The organism is Alterluteimonas muca, from assembly GCF_021191595.1.
GTDB lineage: Bacteria > Pseudomonadota > Gammaproteobacteria > Xanthomonadales > Xanthomonadaceae > Luteimonas > Luteimonas muca.
Window position 1 is genome coordinate 86,791 of the sequence record NZ_JAIWPS010000006.1, and the last position, 18,509, is coordinate 105,299.

General features: G+C 69.8%; 16 protein-coding genes. 8 read left to right on the plus strand and 8 right to left on the minus strand.

The window, feature by feature from the left end; translation table 11 throughout:
* Positions 1-60 precede the first annotated feature (60 nt).
* From LDO11_RS09675 to map, 8 genes are all read right to left on the minus strand, one after another.
* A complete protein-coding gene (locus LDO11_RS09675) occupies positions 61-660 on the minus strand; it encodes a nitroreductase family protein (protein WP_232141361.1) in 600 nt (199 codons plus the stop codon).
* Between the two features lie 192 nt (positions 661-852).
* On the minus strand, positions 853-2,058 hold the full coding sequence (fabV, locus tag LDO11_RS09680; RefSeq protein WP_232141362.1) for an enoyl-ACP reductase FabV: 1,206 nt from the start codon (positions 2,056-2,058) through the stop codon (positions 853-855).
* Between the two features lie 188 nt (positions 2,059-2,246).
* Positions 2,247-3,971 (minus strand): asparagine synthase B, encoded by a 1,725-nt coding sequence (gene asnB / locus LDO11_RS09685; protein ID WP_232141363.1) that lies wholly within the window; start codon positions 3,969-3,971, stop codon positions 2,247-2,249.
* A gap of 282 nt (positions 3,972-4,253) precedes the next feature.
* A complete protein-coding gene (dapE, locus tag LDO11_RS09690) occupies positions 4,254-5,396 on the minus strand; it encodes a succinyl-diaminopimelate desuccinylase (protein WP_232141364.1) in 1,143 nt (380 codons plus the stop codon).
* Positions 5,397-5,406: 10 nt separating this feature from the next.
* The gene (locus LDO11_RS09695) at positions 5,407-5,766 is read right to left on the minus strand and encodes a Spx/MgsR family RNA polymerase-binding regulatory protein (RefSeq protein ID WP_232141365.1); all 360 of its coding nucleotides are present in this window, start codon (positions 5,764-5,766) and stop codon (positions 5,407-5,409) included.
* A 2-nt stretch (positions 5,767-5,768) separates the two neighbouring features.
* Positions 5,769-6,635 (minus strand): 2,3,4,5-tetrahydropyridine-2,6-dicarboxylate N-succinyltransferase, encoded by an 867-nt coding sequence (gene dapD / locus LDO11_RS09700; RefSeq protein WP_232141366.1) that lies wholly within the window; start codon positions 6,633-6,635, stop codon positions 5,769-5,771.
* A 42-nt stretch (positions 6,636-6,677) separates the two neighbouring features.
* Positions 6,678-9,287, minus strand: coding sequence for a [protein-PII] uridylyltransferase (gene glnD / locus LDO11_RS09705; protein ID WP_435574628.1), 2,610 nt, complete (start codon positions 9,285-9,287; stop codon positions 6,678-6,680).
* A 95-nt stretch (positions 9,288-9,382) separates the two neighbouring features.
* The gene (gene map, locus LDO11_RS09710) at positions 9,383-10,162 is read right to left on the minus strand and encodes a type I methionyl aminopeptidase (protein ID WP_232141368.1); all 780 of its coding nucleotides are present in this window, start codon (positions 10,160-10,162) and stop codon (positions 9,383-9,385) included.
* A 359-nt stretch (positions 10,163-10,521) separates the two neighbouring features.
* Between map and rpsB the strand changes: the two genes are divergently transcribed.
* The 8 genes from rpsB (at position 10,522) to dxr (ending at position 18,489) form a co-directional block, all read left to right on the plus strand.
* Positions 10,522-11,346, plus strand: coding sequence for a 30S ribosomal protein S2 (gene rpsB / locus LDO11_RS09715; RefSeq protein WP_232141369.1), 825 nt, complete (start codon positions 10,522-10,524; stop codon positions 11,344-11,346).
* Between the two features lie 117 nt (positions 11,347-11,463).
* Positions 11,464-12,342, plus strand: a complete 879-nt coding sequence (gene tsf / locus LDO11_RS09720; protein ID WP_129135584.1) for a translation elongation factor Ts — start codon at positions 11,464-11,466, stop codon at positions 12,340-12,342.
* 299 nt (positions 12,343-12,641) lie between these two features.
* Positions 12,642-14,150, plus strand: a complete 1,509-nt coding sequence (locus tag LDO11_RS09725) for a GGDEF domain-containing protein (RefSeq protein ID WP_232141370.1) — start codon at positions 12,642-12,644, stop codon at positions 14,148-14,150.
* A 67-nt stretch (positions 14,151-14,217) separates the two neighbouring features.
* Entirely contained in the window at positions 14,218-14,937 is a 720-nt protein-coding gene (pyrH, locus tag LDO11_RS09730; protein ID WP_129135582.1) for a UMP kinase, read from the plus strand.
* Positions 14,938-15,019: 82 nt separating this feature from the next.
* A complete protein-coding gene (gene frr / locus LDO11_RS09735) occupies positions 15,020-15,577 on the plus strand; it encodes a ribosome recycling factor (RefSeq protein ID WP_129135581.1) in 558 nt (185 codons plus the stop codon).
* Between the two features lie 119 nt (positions 15,578-15,696).
* Complete coding sequence (uppS, locus tag LDO11_RS09740) at positions 15,697-16,440, plus strand: polyprenyl diphosphate synthase (protein ID WP_343226121.1); 744 nt, start codon at positions 15,697-15,699, stop codon at positions 16,438-16,440.
* A complete protein-coding gene (locus tag LDO11_RS09745; RefSeq protein WP_232141371.1) occupies positions 16,437-17,273 on the plus strand; it encodes a phosphatidate cytidylyltransferase in 837 nt (278 codons plus the stop codon). Before uppS ends, LDO11_RS09745 begins: the two co-directional genes overlap by 4 nt.
* A 37-nt stretch (positions 17,274-17,310) precedes the next feature.
* Positions 17,311-18,489 carry a 1-deoxy-D-xylulose-5-phosphate reductoisomerase gene (gene dxr / locus LDO11_RS09750; protein ID WP_232141372.1) on the plus strand — a complete coding sequence of 393 codons (1,179 nt, stop codon included), beginning with the start codon at positions 17,311-17,313 and terminating at the stop codon, positions 18,487-18,489.
* Positions 18,490-18,509 lie beyond the last annotated feature (20 nt).

Below are 18,509 nucleotides of genomic sequence, written 5' to 3' on the forward strand. Positions count from 1 at the left end.
CACGCTTTCGACCCGGCAGCCGCTTCGCCGATAGGCGATCCCGTCAGCGCCAGCCGCCGCTCAGCCGAAGACGCGGAAACGCGTGCTGTCGTCGATAAAGGTCTTCTCGCCGATCGGGCCTGCGTTGGCGCCGAACGGCATCTGCGCGCGCAGCTTCCAGCTCGCCGGCAGGTTCCAGGCCTTTGCCGCGGCCTCGTCGGGCAGCGGGTTGTAGTGCTGCAGGCTGGCGCCGATCCCGGCATTGGCCAGCGCGGTCCAGACCGCGAACTGGGCGATACCGGTGGAATGTTCGGACCACACCGGGAAGTTGTCGGCATACAGCGGGAACTGTTCCTGCAGCGCCTTCACCACGTCCTGGTCCTCGTAGAACAGCACGGTGCCGGCGCCGGCGGCGAAGCTGTCGATCTTCTGCCCGGTGGCGGCGAACGCCTTGGCCGGCACGATCCCGCGCAGCGCCTCGCGAACGATCTCCCAGAAGCGCTTGCTCTCGTCGCCATGGAGGATCACCGCGCGCGAGCTCTGCGAGTTGAAAGAGGACGGCGCCAGGCGGACCGCTTCCTGGATCAGCGCAGTGGTCTCGTCACGCGACAGCGGAAGCTCGGGGCCCAGCGCGTACTGGCTGCGGCGGCGGCGGATGGCATCGAGAAAGGTCTGGGACATGGGCATCTGCTCATCAGTGGATGGATGAGAGAAGGTTATGGGCGTTTGCCGCCAAAAACAGAACAGTCGCCGGAATGAATCGTTTCATTCGCGCCGGGAGGTGCCGGCAAGGCGTGGGGTAAACGCGGACGGCTGCGTCCGCGTATCCCGTCATCCGCCTTTTGTGCACCCCGCCATCGGCCTGTCTGCCCGTCAGAGTTCGATCACGTCGAAATCGGCCACCGGATCCACCTCGGCGTCGTAGTCGACGTCGTCGCGCTCGAAGCCGAACAACTTCAGGAACTCGTGCTTGTAGCTGGCGTAGTCGGTCAGCTCGAACAGGTTCTCCGTGCGCACCTGCGGCCACACGGCCTGGCATTGCGCCTGCACGTCGTCGCGCAGTTCCCAGTCGTCGAGGCGGAAACGCCCTTCGTCGTCGACTTCACCGACAGTGCCGTCGGCGCGGTACATGCGCTCGCGGAACAGGCGGTCGAGCTGTTCGATGGTGCCTTCGTGCAGGCCCTTTTCCTTCATCACCTTGAACACGATGGCGATGTACAGCGGCAGCACCGGGATCGCCGCGCTGGCCTGGGTGACCACCGACTTCAGCACCGCGACGTTCGCGCTGCCGCCGTTCGCGGCGAGCCTTGCATCAAGCCGCCGCGCGGTGGCATCGAGGTCGACCTTGGCGCGGCCCAGCGCGCCATGCCAGTAGATCGGCCAGGTGATCTCGGTGCCGATATAGCTGAAGGCCACCGTCCTGGCGCCATCGGCGAGCACGCCAGCGGCCTCCAGCGCGTCGATCCACAGCTGCCAGTCCTGGCCGCCCATCACCGCGATGGTGTCCTCGATCTCCTGCTCGCTGGCCGGCTCGATCGTGGCCTCGATGACCTGGTCCCTGTTGGTATCGATGGCGGTCGAGGTGTAGGCCTCGCCGATCGGCTTGAGCGCCGAACGCTTGACCTCGCCGGTGTCGGGCAGCTTGCGCACAGGCGATGCCAGCGAATAGACCACCAGGTCCACCTGCCCACCCATTTCGTCGCGGATCAGCTCGATCACCTTCTCGCGTGCGGCATCGGAGAACGCATCGCCGTTGATCGAGCGGCTGTACAGGCCCGCCGCTTTGGCTTCGCGGTCGAACGCGGCGGCGTTGTACCAGCCGGCGGTACCGGGCTTCTTCTCGCTACCCGGCTTCTCGAAGAACACGCCCAGTGTGTCCGCGCCGAAGCCGAACGCGGCGCTGATGCGTGCGGCCAGCCCGTAGCCGCTGGAGGCACCGATCACCAGCACCTTCTTCGGCCCGTCACTGCGCACCCCCTGTGCCTTCGTCGCCGCGATCTGGTCGCGCACGTTGAGCGCGCAGCCGGTCGGGTGGGTGGTGGTGCAGATGAAGCCGCGGACCTTGGGTTGGATGATCACGGTGTGCTCGTTGCCAGTCGGACAGACGGGCAAGTTTACTGCGCGGTCGTCGGCGACCGTCCGTACGCGGGTCGATGGTGGCGCCTGACAGGAGCGGCCCCGGCCGCCACCAGCCGCCCGCGGGAAGGCCATCGCGCACGGCGGTGCTGCCACACTGCATGGGCCGGGTTCTCCGGCCCATGCCAGCGTCAGGCCGCGATCACCGGCGACGGCTGCGGATCAACCACGACCGCATCGTTGTGCACGCCCGCAACCGCGCGACCGGAGGGATCGGCGGCATTGGCGAACGACGCGTCCCATGCAATCGCCGCCGGCGACGAACACGCGATGGACTTGCCGCCGGGCACCGTTTCCGCCGCCGCGGCGCCGGGAAACTGCTGCTCGAACAGGCAGCGATACCAGTACGCCTCCTTCGTCTGCGGCGGGTTGTGCGGGAAGCGCCGCGCCGCGGCGGCGAGTTCGCGGTCGCTGACCCGGGTGCCGGCACAGGCCTTGAGACCGTCGATCCAGCCATAGCCGACGCCATCGCTGAACTGCTCTTTCTGCCGCCAGAGGATCTCGTCGGGCAGCCAGCCCTCGAAGGCCTGGCGCAGCACGCCCTTCTCCATCCGTTGCGGGCCCGAGGACCCCTTCTCGACCATCTTGTGGCGCGCATCGATGCGCATCGCGACATCGAGGAATTCACGGTCGAGGAAGGGCACGCGCGGCTCGACGCCCCAGGCCATCATCGACTTGTTGGCACGCAGGCAGTCGTAGTTGTGCAGTCCATCGAGCTTGCGCACCAGCTCGTCGTGGAACTCGCGCGCATCCGGTGCCTTGTGGAAATACAGGTAACCGCCGAACACCTCGTCGCTGCCCTCGCCCGACAGCACCATCTTCACCCCCATCGCCTTGATCCGCCGTGCCAGCAGGAACATCGGGGTGGAGGCGCGGATGGTGGTGACGTCGTAGGTCTCGATATGGCGGATCACCTCCGGCAGGGCATCCAGGCCTTCCTCGAAGCTGTATTCGAATCCGTGGTGCACGGTGCCCAGCGCCCTGGCGGCAACCTCGGCCGCGGCAAGGTCCGGCGACCCTTTCAGCCCGATCGCGAACGAATGCAGGCGCGGCCACCAGGCTTCGCTGCGGTCGCCATCCTCGATGCGATGGCGTGCGTAGCGCGCGGCGACGGCGGCGACCAGCGACGAATCCAGCCCACCCGACAGCAACACGCCGTACGGCACGTCGGTCATCAGCTGGCGGTGCACGGCGGCCTCGAAGGCCTCCCGCAGCCCGGTCAGCGACACCGGCTCCCCCTCGACGGCGGCGTAGTCGCGCCAGCCCGGCCGGTAGTAGCGGGTCAGCGCGCCGGTGGCGCTGTCGTAGCAGTGCCCGGGCGGGAACTGGGCGACGTCGGCGCAGCTGCCGGCAAGCGCCTTCATCTCGGAGGCCACGCGCAGGCGTCCCTCGCGGTCGTGGCCCCAGTACAGCGGCACCACGCCCATCGGGTCACGCGCGATCAGCACGCGGCTGGCGGCACGGTCCCACAGCGCGAACGCGAAGATGCCGTTGAGGCGCTCGAGGAACACCTCCGGCGCCTCCTCGCGATACAGGGCGTTGATGACCTCGCAATCGGAACCGCTCTGGAAGGCGTAGCGGTCGCCCAGGTCCGTCCGCAGCGCCTGGTGGTTGTAGATCTCGCCATTGACCGCGAGCACCAGCGCGCCGTCCTCCGACCGCAGCGGCTGCGCGCCGCCGGCCGGATCGACGATGGCCAGCCGCTCGTGGACCAGGATCGCACCGGCGTCGACGTGCACGCCGCTCCAGTCCGGGCCGCGATGGCGCTGCCGCAGGGAACACTCCAGGGCCTCCCGGCGCAGGCTGGCGAGGTCGTCGCCGGGTTGCAGGTCGAACACGCCGAAGATCGAACACATATGGAAGTCCCCCGCCTCAGGTTGGAAGCAACGCAATCCGCCGGGACCGCAGGCCATCGGTATCGCGGCCATAAAAAAACCCGCATCGGCCGATGCGGGTTCCGGCGTCCTGGCGGGGCCTGTCCTGCTACGCCGGTCCACGATCCCGCGTCGGCCACGTGCGATTGTTCGCGCGCGCGACGTTGCCGTTGGGATTGCGGTTGTGGCCATGGCGGGACATGGGCCGACGCTACAGCGCACGGGTGCGCGCCGCAACGGTTTCAACGGCAACCGTCCACCTCCTCAAACGCCAGCGTTGGCCGCCAGCAGCCGCTCGATGATCGCGAGGTACAGCCCCGGCAGCGCTTCGAGATCCGCCACCCGCACGTGCTCGTCGACCTTGTGGATGCTGGCGTTGACCGGGCCTACCTCGATGCACTGCGCGCCAAGCGGCGCAATGAAGCGCGCATCCGAAGTGCCGCCGCCGGTGCTCTCCTCCGGCGCCGCGCCGGCGAATGCCGCCAGCACCTCGCGCGCGGCCGCGCGCAGGGGACCCTCCGGGGTATGGAAGGGTTCGCCGCTGCGGTGCCAGGACAGCGCGTGGTCCAGCCCGTGGCGCAGGCACATCGCCTCGATGGCCTCGATCAGCCGGTCGGCGGTCCAGTGCGGGTTGTAGCGCAGGTTGAACTGCACCTCGAGCGTGCCCGGCACCACGTTGGTCGCCCCGGTGCCGGCATGGATGTTGCTGACCTGCAGGCTGGTCGGCGGAAAGCTCTCGTAGCCGTCATCCCACGTACGCGCGGTGAGTTCGGCCAGCAGCGGCATCGCCTCGTGCACGGGATTGCGCGCCAGCTGCGGATAGGCCACGTGCCCCTGCACGCCGCGCACGGTGAGCGTCGCCGACAGCGACCCGCGGCGACCGACCCGCAGCAGGTCGCCGAGCACCATCGTGGACGACGGTTCGCCGGTGATGCACCAGTCGATGCGCTGGCCACGCTGGCGGAAGTGTTCGGCCACCCGGCGTACGCCGTCGATGGCGTCGCCTTCCTCGTCGGAGGTCAGCAGCAGGGCCAGCGTCCCGGGGTGATCGGGGTGTGCTGCGACGAAACGCTCGGCGGCCACCACGAAGGCGGCCACGCCACTCTTCATGTCGGCGGCCCCGCGCCCGTACAGCACGCCATCGCGGATCTCCGGCACGAACGGATCGCTGGTCCACGCCTCGCGCGGGCCGGGCGGCACCACGTCGGTATGGCCCAGCAGCACCAGCACCGGCCCACCGCTGCCATGGGTGGCCCAGAGGTTGTCGACGGCACCGAAGCGCAGGTGCTCGCAGGCAAAGCCTGCGCGGGCCAGACGATCGGCAAGCATGCTCTGGCAACCGGCGTCATCCGGTGTCACCGAGGGACGCGCGATCAGTCCGCAGGTGAGGTCGAGGACGTCGGACATCGCGGGTCGCTCAGCCCACGCCGAAGCGTTTCTTGAAGCCGTTGTCGGTAAAGCCCTGGGTGACCACGCCGTCATCGGTGACCACCACCGGCCGTCGGATCAGCTGCGGATATTCACGCAGCAGCAGCTTCCATTCGGCGTCGCTGCCGGGCGCCTTGCGGTTGGCAGGCAGCGTGCGCCAGGTGGTGGACGAGCGGTTGACCAGCGCGTCCCAGCCACCGGCCTGTTGCGCCCAGCCGGCCAGCACGTCGGGCGGCTGCGGGGTGTCGCGGTAATCGACGAACCCATGGGCAACGCCGAAGCGATCCAGCCACTTGCGTGCCTTTTTGCAGGTGTCGCAGTTCTTCAGGCCATACAGCGTGGTCGCCATGCTCAGCCCGCCAGTCCGCGCAGCAGGTCGTTGACGCTGGTCTTGGCGCGGGTGCGCTCGTCGACCTGCTTGACGATCACCGCGCAGTACAGCGAATGACTGCCGTCCTCTGCCGGCAGCGAACCCGCCACCACCACGCTGCCCGGCGGCACGTAGCCGTAGCTCACCTCGCGGGTGGCGCGGTTGTAGATGCGCGTCGACTGGCCGAGGAACACGCCCATGCCGATCACGCTGTGGTGGCCGACCACGACGCCCTCCACCACCTCCGAGCGCGCCCCGATGAAGCAGTGGTCCTCGATGATGGTCGGCGCCGCCTGCAACGGCTCCAGCACGCCGCCGATGCCGGCGCCGCCGGAGATGTGGCAGTGCCTGCCGACCTGCGCGCAGGACCCCACCGTGGCCCAGGTGTCGACCATCGTGCCCTCGCCCACGTACGCGCCGATGTTGACGAAGCTCGGCATCAGCACCACGTCGCGTGCGACATGGCTGCCGCGCCGCACATAGGCCCCGGGCACCACCCGCACACCGGCTTCGCGGAACATGGTCTCGTCGTAATCGGCGAACCGTGCCTCCACCTTGTCCCAGTACGGCGCGGGGTCGGCCTCCACCATGGCCATCTCGTTGATGCGGAAATACAGCAGCACCGCCTTCTTCACCCACTCGTTGACCTGCCAGCCGCCGCGGCCGTCGGGCTCTGCCACGCGCAGCTCGCCGCTTTCCAGCCCGACCATGGTCTGCTCGACGGCCGGACGCACGGCGCCGTCCATCTCCTCGGGGGTCAGCGTGCCGCGGCGGTCGAACGCGCTGTCGATGGTGGTGTGCAGGACCGTCACGGCGGCGGGGTCGGTGTTGAACGTGGGCAGGGTCATCGGGGGATCCGTACGTAGTGCGGTGAAGACGCCGGCGATTGCTCAGCCGGCATCCAGGGTCGCGAGCAGCGCCTCGCGCAGTGCATCGCGCGCGGGCCCGTCGAGTGGCTGGTTGTGGCGGTCGCTCAGCCGGAACACGTCCTCGACGCGCTCGCCGAAGGTGGCGATGCGGGCATCGTGCACCCGCATGCGCTGGCTGCGCAGCACATGGGCGACATCGGCGAGCAGGCCCGGGCGGTCGGTGGCCACCAGGCTGAAGATGGTGTGGCGGCCGTCGGCGCTGTCGTCGAAGCCGATCTGCGGCACCACGCGGAAATGCCGCAGATGGCGCGGCTGGGTGCGGCGCGCCGGATGCACGTCGAGCGAGCCGGCAAGCACGCTGGCGAGCTTGCGCTCGATCGCCTGCGGGTCGGGCATATGGCGCGGATCGGACGGCAGTACGTGGAACACGTCGAAGATCGTGCCGGCCGGGCCGTCCAGCGCACGCGCCTGCTGGATTGCCAGGCCGCTGCGGTCGAGGGTGATCGCGATCGCGGTGAACAGGCCATCGCGATCGGGCGAGTGCACGAACACCTCGAGTGCAGGCACGCCCTCGGCCAGCCTGCGCACGCGCACGACGGTGTCACCGGCAGCAGCGGCGCGCAGCGACAGCGCCTGCCAGGCGACCTGGTCGGCACGACCGCGCAGGAAGGCCTCTTCCGGCATCCGTGCAAACAGCGCATCGGCATCGTCCACGCCGCGTGCGGCCAGCAACCCGCGCGCCTGGTCGCGGGTTTCCGCGGTGCGCTGCGCGGCCGCGACCGGATTCTCCAGCCCGCGCCGCAGTGCCAGCCGGGTGGCGGTGCGCAGGTCGGTCAGCAGGCGGTCCTTCCAGGCGTTCCACAGGCGCGGCGAGGTGCCGGCGATATCCGCGCAGGTCAGCAGGTACAGATAGTCCAGCCGCTCGCGGTCGGCGACCTCGCTGGCGAAGCGGTGGATCACCACCGGGTCGGAGATGTCGTGCTTCTGCGCCACTGTCGACATCAGCAGGTGCTGGCGCACCAGCCACTCGACCAGCGCGGTGTCGGCATCCGCCAGGCCGTGGCCCTCGCAGAATTCGCGCGCATCCACGGCGCCCAGTTCGGAATGGTCGCCGCCACGGCCCTTGGCAATGTCGTGGAACAGCCCGGCCAGCAGCAGCAGCTCGGGCTTGCGCAGCGCCGGCCAGACCCCGTGTGCGCCGGAAAAGCGCGCGTCCTCGGCCTCGTCGGCGAAACTCGCGATGTTGCGCAGCACCGCCAGCGTGTGCTGGTCCACGGTGTAGACGTGGAACAGGTCGAACTGCATGCGCCCGGTCACCCGCGCGAACTCGGGGATCCAGGTGCCGAGCACGCCCAGGCGCGCCATGCGCTCGAGCGTGCGCACCGGCACCGGCCCGCGCAGCAACTCCAGGAAACGCAGGCGTTCTGCGGCCGTGGCGTCGCGCCACGACGGCAATGCATGCAGGGACTCGGCCAGTGCGCGCGCGGTCTGCGAGTGCAGTCCGCGCAGATCGGGTTGCGCCGCCCAGGCGGCGAACAGGTCGAACACGGCACCGATATCCGCGCGCGGCCACACCTCGTCGCGCGCGGCAAGATAGCCGCGGCGCGACACGAAGGCCGCATCCAGCACCACCAGCTCGCCCTCGCCCTCGATATGTTCCTCGAAGCGCTGCAGCAGGCGATCGTTGATGCGCAGCACCACCGCGGCACTGCGGTAGAAGCCCTGCATCATCTGCTCGACCAGTGCGTTGTCGGCTTCCCCGACGTGGTCGAGCCGGGCGGCGAGCGCCTTCTGGTGGTCGAAGCGCAGGCGCTCCTCGGCCTTGCCGGCCACCAGGTGCAGGCCGAAGCGCAACCGCGACAGCGCCTGGCGTTCGCGCTCCAGGGTGGCCAGTTCGTCGACGCCGAGCTGGCCGAGCGCGATCAGCTGCTCGAAGCCGTGCACGCCGAACACCGCGCGCGCCATCCAGCGCAGGGTCTGGATGTCGCGCAGGCCGCCCGGACCGTCCTTGAGGTTCGGCTCGAGGTTGTCGGCGGTGTCGCCGAAGCGCGCGTGGCGACGGGCCTGCTCCTCGCGCTTGCCGTCGAAGTAGCGCTGCGCGGTCCAGCCGGTGCGCTCGGGGGCGATGGCCTGTGCCAGCGTGCGCACGTCCTGCTGGCTGGCCAGCAACGGGCGCGCATCCTGGAGGTTGGTCTGCACGGTCAGGTCGGCGTCGGCCTCGCAGGTGCATTCGCCCGCGGTACGCACCGCGTGGCCCACCTTCAGGCCGGCATCCCAGAGCAGCGCGAACAGCCGGCCAAGGGCGTCGGCATGCGGCGCCCCGGCGCCCTCGCCGGCGAGCGCCAGCACGTCGATGTCGGAATGCGGGAACAGCTCGCCGCGGCCGTAGCCGCCGACCGCGAACAGCGCCAGCGGCGCATCCGCAGGCACGCAGCGCGCCCATGCCTGGCGCACCCAGCCGTCGACCGCGGTGGCGCGGGCGGCAAGCAGGCGGTCGACGTCCTCGCCGTCGTCGAAGCGCGCGGCGAGCTGGGCATCGTGGTCGGCGAGCGCGGCGCGGGCCTCGGCAGCCCACGCCGCATCACTCGTGGACTCGCGCTCCGCTCCGGGGGGCGGCGGCATGGTGGCCATCGTCAGCGCCGCCGGATCGCCACTGGCGCCGCGTATTGCGGCAGCCGATGGCGGGAGCGGCAGCGTGGCCCGACGGTGTGCATCGGTATCGACGCCTACAGGAACGCGTCGTTGTCGTCGCCCGGCAGGCGGGTCAGGATGTCGAACCCGTCAGCGGTCACGGCGACGGTGTGTTCCCACTGCGCCGAGAGCTTGCGGTCCTTTGTTACCACGGTCCAGCCATCCGGCAGCACGCGGGTATGGCGCGCGCCCTCGTTGATCATCGGTTCGATGGTGAAGGTCATGCCTTCCTCCAGCACCAGGCCCTCGCCCGGGCGGCCGTAGTGCAGCACCTGCGGCTCGTCGTGGTAGACCTTGCCGATGCCGTGCCCGCAGTACTCGCGCACCACGCTGAAGCGCTCGGACTCCGCACAGGTCTGGATGGCGTGGCCGACATCGCCGAGCGTGGCGCCCGGACGCACCGCACGGATGCCCTCGAACAGCGCCTGGCGGGTCACCTCGACCAGGCGGCGCGCCATCACCGATGGCGTACCGACGTAGTACATGCGGCTGGTGTCGCCGTGCCAGCCGTCCTTGATGACCGTGACGTCGATATTGATGATGTCGCCGTCCTTGAGGACCTTGTCGCCCGGAATGCCGTGGCAGATGACGTTGTTGGCGGAGATGCAGGTGGCACGCGGGTAGCCGCGGTAGCCGACGTTCGCCGGCACCGCGCCCTGCACCTGGACGATATGGTCGTGGCAGATGCGGTCGAGTTCCTCGGTGGTCACGCCCGGCTTCACGTACGGGGCGACCATATGCAGCACCTCGGCGGCCAGGCGGCCGGCCTCGCGCATCTTCTCGATGTCTTGGGGAGTCTTCAGGTTGATGGCCATCACGGCATTATCCCCGATCGCGCGGCGCGCTGCCTCCCGGGCGGCGGCTCCCCGCCACGGGTGCCGCGTGCGGTCGGCGACCACCCGCAACTTGCCCGCCCCCGACCCGGGGCGTATGATCGCCGGCTGACCTGCCCGCCCGGGCCGGTCCGTCGATGCCGGACGTCACCGGCAAATACACACCCGCTGCAACCCCCCGTGCCGGGGTGCGCGTGCCGCCGGAGCCCAGGCCCCGGTCCGCATGTCGTCGGCCACGGAGGCGGCGGGGAGGACCAACCCCGGAACCATCGCGCTCGGCCCTGCCCTGCGCCCGCCCACCACATGCCCGGGCGGCGGTTCCATCACTGGAGTCACCCGCAATGCCCCAGATCACCATGCGCCAGATGCTGGAGGCCGGCGTCCACTTCGGCCACCAGACCCGCTACTGGAACCCCAAGATGTCGCAGTACATCTTCGGCGCCCGCGGCAAGATCCACATCATCAACCTCGAGAAGACGGTTCCGCTGTTCAACGACGCGATGAACTTCATCTCGGGCATCGCGCAGAAGCGCGGCATCATCCTGTTCGTCGGCACCAAGCGCAGCGCGCGCGACGCGATCAGGGAAGAGGCCGAGCGTTGCGGCATGCCGTACATGACCCAGCGCTGGCTGGGCGGCACGCTGACCAACTTCGCCACCGTGAAGAAGTCGGTGTCGCGCCTGAAGGAGCTGGAAGCCGCCGAGACCGACGGCACCTTCGAGAAGCTGGTCAAGCACGAAGTGCTGGGCCTGCGTCGCGAGCGCGAGAAGCTGCTGGCCTCGCTGGGCGGCATCAAGGACATGGCGCGCCTGCCCGACGCGCTGTTCGTGGTCGACATCGGCCATGAGGACATCGCGATCAAGGAAGCCAAGAAGCTCGGCATCCCGGTGATCGCGGTGGTCGACACCAACTACAACCCGGAGCTGGTCGACTACGCCATCCCGGGCAATGACGACGCCATCCGCGCCGTGCAGCTGTACGCCAGCGCCGCCGCCGACGCCGTGCTCGAGGGCAAGGCCGCCGCACCGTCCGCCGCCAGCGTGCGCGAGGAAGAGTTCGCCGAGGGTGGCGAAGGCCGTGGCCGCAAGCCGGGCGCGCGCAAGGGCAAGAAGGCCGACGAGGCCGAAGAAGCGGCCGCTCCGGCTCCGGCTCCGGCTGCCGAGTAAGGCTGCCCAGGCACGCCGCCGCCACCCGCGGCGGCCCGCGACGCGGCCTTCGGGCCGCGCCGTACCGGGACGGCTGTTCCGTCCCGCGACCCCATTCCGCTATCTCCGAGGTATCCGATGGAAATCACCGCAAGCCTGGTCAAGGAACTGCGCGAGCGCACCGGCGCCGGCATGATGGAGTGCAAGAAGGCACTCACCGAAGCCAATGGCGACGTCGACGCAGCCGCCGAGGCGCTGCGCAAGTCCGGCCTGGCCAAGGCCGACAAGAAGGCCAGCCGCGTTGCCGCGGAAGGCCGCGTGGCCACCGCCCAGGCGGACGGCCGTGCCGTGCTGGTCGAGGTCAACTCCGAGACCGATTTCGTGGCCAAGGACGAGAACTTCCTCGCCTTCACCGACGCCGTGGCCGCTGCCGCGCTGGCGATCGACGGCACCGATGTCGAGTCGCTCAAGGCCGCGAAGCTCGCCTCCGGCGAGACCGTCGAGGAAGCCCGCGCCGCGCTGATCGCCAAGGTCGGCGAGAACGTGCAGGTGCGCCGCATGGCGCGCGTGGACAGCGGCAACAACATCGCCGCCTACGTGCACGGTGGCCGCATCGGCGTGCTGGTCGAGGTCAAGGGCGGTGACGCCGACCTCGCCCGCGGCCTGGCGATGCACGTGGCCGCGATGAACCCGCCGTACAACAACGCCGCCGACGTGCCGGCCGACTTCGTCGCCAAGGAAAAGGAAATCGAGCTGGCGAAGATGTCCGAGAAGGACAAGGCCAAGCCGGCCGAGATCCTCGAGAAGATCATCAGCGGCAAGATCGCCAAGATCGTCAACGAGGTGACCCTGGCGGGCCAGCCGTACGTGCTCGACACCGACAAGACCGTCGAGCAGGTGCTCAAGGCCGCCGGCGCCGAAGTCGTCGGCTTCCAGCGCCTGGCCGTGGGCGAAGGCATCGAGAAGGTGGTTGAGGACTACGCCGCCGAAGTGATGAAGCAGGCCGGCCTGGCCTGACGCGTCACGCTTCGCGCTGTACCGGAAAAAGCCGCGGACCTCCGCGGCTTTTTCTTTGGTTCGCACCTGGCCATGGCGGAAGTCGGGGGTTGCAAGCTTCCGCCGTGTGCCCGGACTCCGTGGCACCACAGGCGCGTCTTCTCAAGGGACGCCCGCAGGATATGGCAGGCCTGCGTCGGCCCTGGCATGCACCCGTCTGCATGAACAACCGCCGTCCACTGGCGTGACGCCCATCACCTGCGCGCTAAAGGTTCGCCGGCACGCGCCGATAAGGCCGTCGACGCATACCGATCGCCGCCATGCACCCCGAACTGGTTTCCCTGCTCTCGCACTGCCGGACGCTGCCCACGCTTCCGGGCGTTGCGCTGCGCATGATCGAACTGGCGGAGGATCCGGCAACCGACCTCGCCGTGGCTGCCGAGGCGATCGCGCTGGATCCGGCGCTGAGCGCGCGCCTGCTGCGCATCGCAAATTCGCCGCTGTACGCGAGCGCGCATCGCCGGCGCGTGGATACCCTCTCGCAGGCACTGGCACTGCTCGGGCTCAACGCCGCGCTCAGCCTGGCGCTGGGGTTCGTGGTCGCCCGCACGCTGCAGCCCGACCATGCACTGGCCGGCATGCATGAACGCGTCTGGCAGCGCAGCGCGCTCGCGGCGATGGCGGCGCGCCTGCTGGCGGAGCGGCTGCAGCTCGAACGCCCGGAAGAGCTGATGCTCGGCGCGCTGCTGCAGGACATCGGCATCCTCGCCCTGCTCCACGCCATGCCCGAGCGCTACGCGGAACTCCCGCAGGTGCCACTGCAGGGGCGCGAGCGGCTGGAGGTCGAACGCGACCACCTCGGCGGCGACCACACCGAAGTCGGCGCCTGGCTCGCCGGCCGCTGGGGCCTGTCGGCGTACCTGCAGAGGATGATCCGCGGCAGCGAGACCGTCGAGACCGGCGACCGCACCCTGGGCTGCGTGGTGGCCGCGGGCCTGCTCGCCGATGTCTGGGTGCAGTCCGGCGACGAGCATGCCGGTGGGCAGCTCGCCCGGGTGGCTACGGCGCTGGAACTGGAGCCGATCGATATCGAGACGCTGCTGGAGCGGTTGACGGCGCTGGCGCCGGAGATGTCGGCGCTGTTCGACATGCGCATCGAACGCGAGGAACAGGCGCGCGAGATCGAACAACAGGGCCGCGAACTGGCGATGATCCGCCACCTGCTCGAACGCGAGGACCTGCAGGAAGCGGTGCGCGAGGCCACGCGCCTCAAGGCGCGCACGCGTGAGCTCGACGACCTGGTGCGGCGCGATCCATTGACCGGCGCCTACAACCGCCGCCAGCTCGAGGATGTCCTGCAGCAGGCGTTCGAGGAGGCCGAGCGCCGCCGCGAGCCGCTGTCGATCGCCTTCATCGACCTCGACGACTTCAAGCTGGTCAACGATCGCTACGGCCATCTCGTCGGCGACACCGTGCTGCGTGAATTCAGCCAGACGCTGACGCGGATGCTGCGCGCCAGCGACCTGCTCGCGCGTTACGGCGGCGAGGAGTTCCTGGTGGTGCTGCGCCGCTGTGGCGCCGAACGCGGCAGGCAGATCCTCGAGCGCATCCTCGCCGACATCGCCGGGATGCCACTGGCCACGGTCGACGGTACGCCGATCCACATCACCTTCTCGGCGGGCCTTGCAACCCATGGCGAGGACGCGCGGTTCATCGATGCACACGCGATGCTCGCCGCCGCCGACGAAGCGCTGTACGGGGCCAAGCGCGAAGGCCGCAACCAGGTGGCGATGCAGCCGCGCGCGGCGTACCCGCCGGATTGTGCATAGCGCGCGACGGCGCGGCGAACGGGCGATCGGCTAGAATCCCGGCGGTTTACCCATCCCCGAGGCCCGCATGTCCACACTCGCCTATCGCCGCGTCCTGCTCAAACTGTCCGGCGAGGCCCTGATGGGCGACGAGGATTACGGCATCGACCCCAAGGTCATCGGCCGCCTCGCACGCGAGGTGATCGAGGCCCAGCACGCCGGCGCCGAAGTCGCGCTGGTCATCGGCGGCGGCAACATCTTCCGCGGTGCCGGGCTCGCCGCCAGCGGCATGGACCGCGTCACCGGCGACCAGATGGGCATGCTCGCCACCGTGATCAACGCACTGGCGATGCAGGACGCGCTGGAGAAGCTCGGCGCCAAGGCGCGGGTGATGAGCGCGATCAAGATCAACGACGTCTGCGAGGACTACATCCGCCGCCGCGCGATCCGCCATCTCGAGAAGGGCCGTCTGGTGATCTTCGCCGCCGGTGTCGGCAGCCCGTTCTTCACCACCGATTCCGGCGCCGCGCTGCGCGCGATCGAGATCGGCGCCGACCTGCTGCTGAAGGCGACCAAGGTCGATGGCGTGTACGACAAGGATCCGAAGAAGCACGCCGACGCGGTGCGCTTCGAGCAGCTCAGCTACGACGAGGTGATCTCGCGCGGCCTGGAGGTCATGGATACCGCGGCGTTCGCGCTGGCCCGCGACAGCAGCCTGCCGATGCGGGTGTTCGACATGGGCCAGCCGGGCGTGCTGCTGCGCATCCTGCGCGGCGAGGCGATCGGCACCCTGGTCACCGGCCGCTGATCGCACGCCGGCCCGGCGGGCAGCGTCGCACCGCGCGGTGCACGTATAATCCCGCGGTTCCCGACCGCAGCTGGAGCCGGCGATGCTCGACGATATCAAGAAAGACACCCAGACCCGCATGGCCAAGAGCGTCGAGGCGCTCCGCCACACGCTGGTCAAGGTCCGTACCGGCCGTGCCTCGACCGCGCTGGTCGAGCACCTGAAGGTCAACTACTACGGCTCCGACATGCCGCTGTCTCAGGTGGCCAGCGTGTCGGTGAGCGATGCACGCTCGCTCACGATCACTCCGTGGGAAAAGCCGATGGTCGCCGCGGTCGAGAAGGCGATCCTCGCCTCCGATCTCGGGCTGACGCCCAACACCGCCGGCACCACCATCCGCCTGAACCTGCCGGCCCTGACCGAGGAGCGTCGCCGCGAGCTGTCCAAGGTCGTGCACAGCGAGGGTGAGGACGCGAAGGTCGCGATCCGCAACATCCGCCGCGATGCCAACCAGCAGGTCAAGGAACTCCTCAAGGAGAAGCTGATCTCCGAGGACGACGAGCGCCGCAGCGAAGACGAGATCCAGAAGCTCACCGACAAGGCGATCAAGGACGTCGACGAAGTGGTCAAGGCCAAGGAACAGGAGCTGATGGCGGTCTGAGGACCGGTCAGTCGCGGGTTGTGATCGGACACACACCAGCGCCGGCTGACGCCCGGCCCCCGCCCGCGCGTCCGGATCCACGTGATCCGGCCGTCGCCGGCGCCAGGGATGTCGACGCGGTGCCACGGCACCTGGCGATCATCATGGACGGCAACGGCCGCTGGGCTGCGCGGCGCAGGCGGCCGCGTGCGATCGGCCACCGCGCCGGCGCACGCGCGGTCAACCTCTGCATCGACTGGTGCGTCGAACGTGGCATCGGCGCGCTCACCCTGTTCGCGTTCTCCAGCGAGAACTGGGGGCGGCCCGAGGACGAAGTCGGCGCGCTGATGAAGCTGTTCATGGGTGCGCTCGACCGCGAGATCGACGAGCTCGACCGCCGCGGCATCCGCATCCGCTTCATCGGCGAACGCAGCCGTTTCGCGCCGCCGCTGCAGGCGCGCATGGCCACGGCCGAAGCGCGCACGGGGCGCCATTCGCGTCTCGCGCTCAACATCGCGGTGAGCTATGGCGGCCGCCAGGACATCGCCGCGGCCGCGCGCGCATTGGCGCACGACGTCGCCGCCGGCCGGCTGCGCCCCGAGGACATCGACGAGCAGCTGCTGGGTACGCGTGTCGCGCTGGCCGAGCTGCCGCCGCCGGATCTCTTCATCCGCACCGGCGGCGACCTGCGCATCAGCAACTTCCTGCTGTGGCAGCTGGCCTATACCGAACTGTGGTTCACCGATACCCTGTGGCCCGACCTCGATGCGGCCGTGCTCGACCGTGCGTTGGCCGACTACGCCGCCCGCGAGCGGCGCTTCGGGCTCACCAGCGCCCAGGTCGCACCCACCGCCCCACACGACACGGATACCTTAGACGCATGACCCGAACCCGCGTGCTCGCCGCACTGGTGATGGCGCCCCTGGCGATCGCCGCGGTCCTGCTGCTTCCCACCCCCTGGATGGCCGCGCTCGCCGCGGTGCTGTTCCTGGGCGCACTGTGGGAGTGGTACCGGCTGGCCGAAGTGGAGGACACCACGGCGCGTGGCGTACTGCTGCTGGCCAACCTGCTGCTGATGGTCGCGGTGGTCTGGGCATCGGCCAACGACCCCGGCAGGTCGCTGGTACTGCTGAAGCTGCTGTGCGTGGCGGGCATCGGCTGGTGGCTGGTGGCGATGGCCTGGCTGCGCCGTTTCGAATTCGGCACGGCCGGCTCCGGCAGCGCGCGCATCCTCAAGCTCGCCGCCGGCACCGCCGCGATCATTCCGGCCTGGGCCGCGCTCGGGCTGATCCACGCCGGCGAGCCGGCAGGCGCCGGCTGGTTGCTGGTGGCACTGATGATCGTCTGGGCCGCCGATTCCGGCGCCTACTTCGCCGGCAGGAAGTTCGGGCGGCACAAGCTGGCACCGCGCATCAGCCCCAACAAGACCGTGGAAGGGCTGCTGGGTGGCCTGCTCGCCGGCCTGGTCGTGGCGCTGGCCGGCGCCCTGCTGCTGGGCACGCCGGCCACGCAGCTGTGGGCGGTGGTGCTGGTGGCGCTGATCGCGGTGCTGTTCTCAGTGGTCGGCGACCTGTTCGAGAGCCTGCTCAAACGCCAGGTCGGCATGAAGGATTCCGGCAACCTGATCCCCGGCCACGGCGGCCTGCTCGACCGCGTCGATGGCGTCATCGCCGCGCTGCCGGTGTTCGCCATCGGCCAGATCTGGCTGGGGTTCTGAGCGTGCGCAGCACCCCGTCCACGCGTACGGCGACGCGATGAAGCCGCAGCGCGTCGCGGTCCTCGGCGCGACCGGTTCCATCGGCGGATCCGCGCTCGACGTCATCGCCCGCCATCCGCAGCGCCTGTCGGCCAGCGTGCTGGCCGCCGGCCGCAACGTCGACGCGCTGGTCGCGCTATGCGTGCAGCACCATCCGGCGCACGCGGTCATCGGCGAGCCCGCCCTGTACGGCGCGCTGCGCGACGGCCTGCGCGCGGCCGGCCTCGCGACAGAGGCACACGCGGGCGACGAGGCGCTGTGCGCGCTGGCGGCCGGTGACGCCTGTGACAGTGTGGTCGCGGCGATCGTCGGCGCCGCCGGGCTCGATTCGACGCTTGCCGCGGCACGCGCCGGCAAGCGGCTACTGCTGGCCAACAAGGAATCGCTGGTGATGGCCGGTGACCTGGTGATGGCCACGGCACGCGAGTCGGGCGCCTGCATCCTGCCGATCGACAGCGAACACAATGCGCTGTTCCAGTGCCTGCCCGATGGCCGGGTCGGTGCCGGCGTCCAGCGCCTGGTGCTGACCGCGTCGGGCGGGCCGTTCCGTGGCCGCGACCGCGCTTCACTTGCATCGATCACCCCGGCACAGGCGGTGGCGCATCCGAAGTGGTCGATGGGCCCCAAGATCTCGGTCGATTCGGCGACGCTGATGAACAAGGGTCTCGAGGTGATCGAGGCCCACCACCTGTTCGGGCTCGGCAACGGACGCATCGGCGTGGTCGTGCATCCGCAGAGCCTGGTGCACGCGCTGGTGGAATACACCGACGGCTCCACGATCGCCCAGCTGGGCCTGCCCGACATGCGCACCGCGCTCGCGGTCGGCTTCGCATGGCCCGAACGCATCCCGTCCGGCGTGCCCGCGCTCGACCTCATCGCCCACGGCCGGCTGGACTTCGAGGCGCCCGACATGGACACGTTCGCCTGCCTGCGCCTGGCGCGCGAGGCGCTGGATGCCGGCGGCTCGGCACCGGCGGTGCTCAACGCCGCCAACGAGGTGGCGGTTTCAGCCTTCCTTCAGGGCCGCATCGGTTTCCTGAGCATTCCCGCCATCGTCGAATCCGCGCTCGCGGCGTTGCCCCCGGTCGAGATCGCCTCGCTGGAGGCCGCACGCGAGGCGGACGCGCAGGCGCGCCACCACGCCACCCTGGCCCTGCCCCGTCATGCCTGCGCATGAACGACATGAGCCCCGCCCCA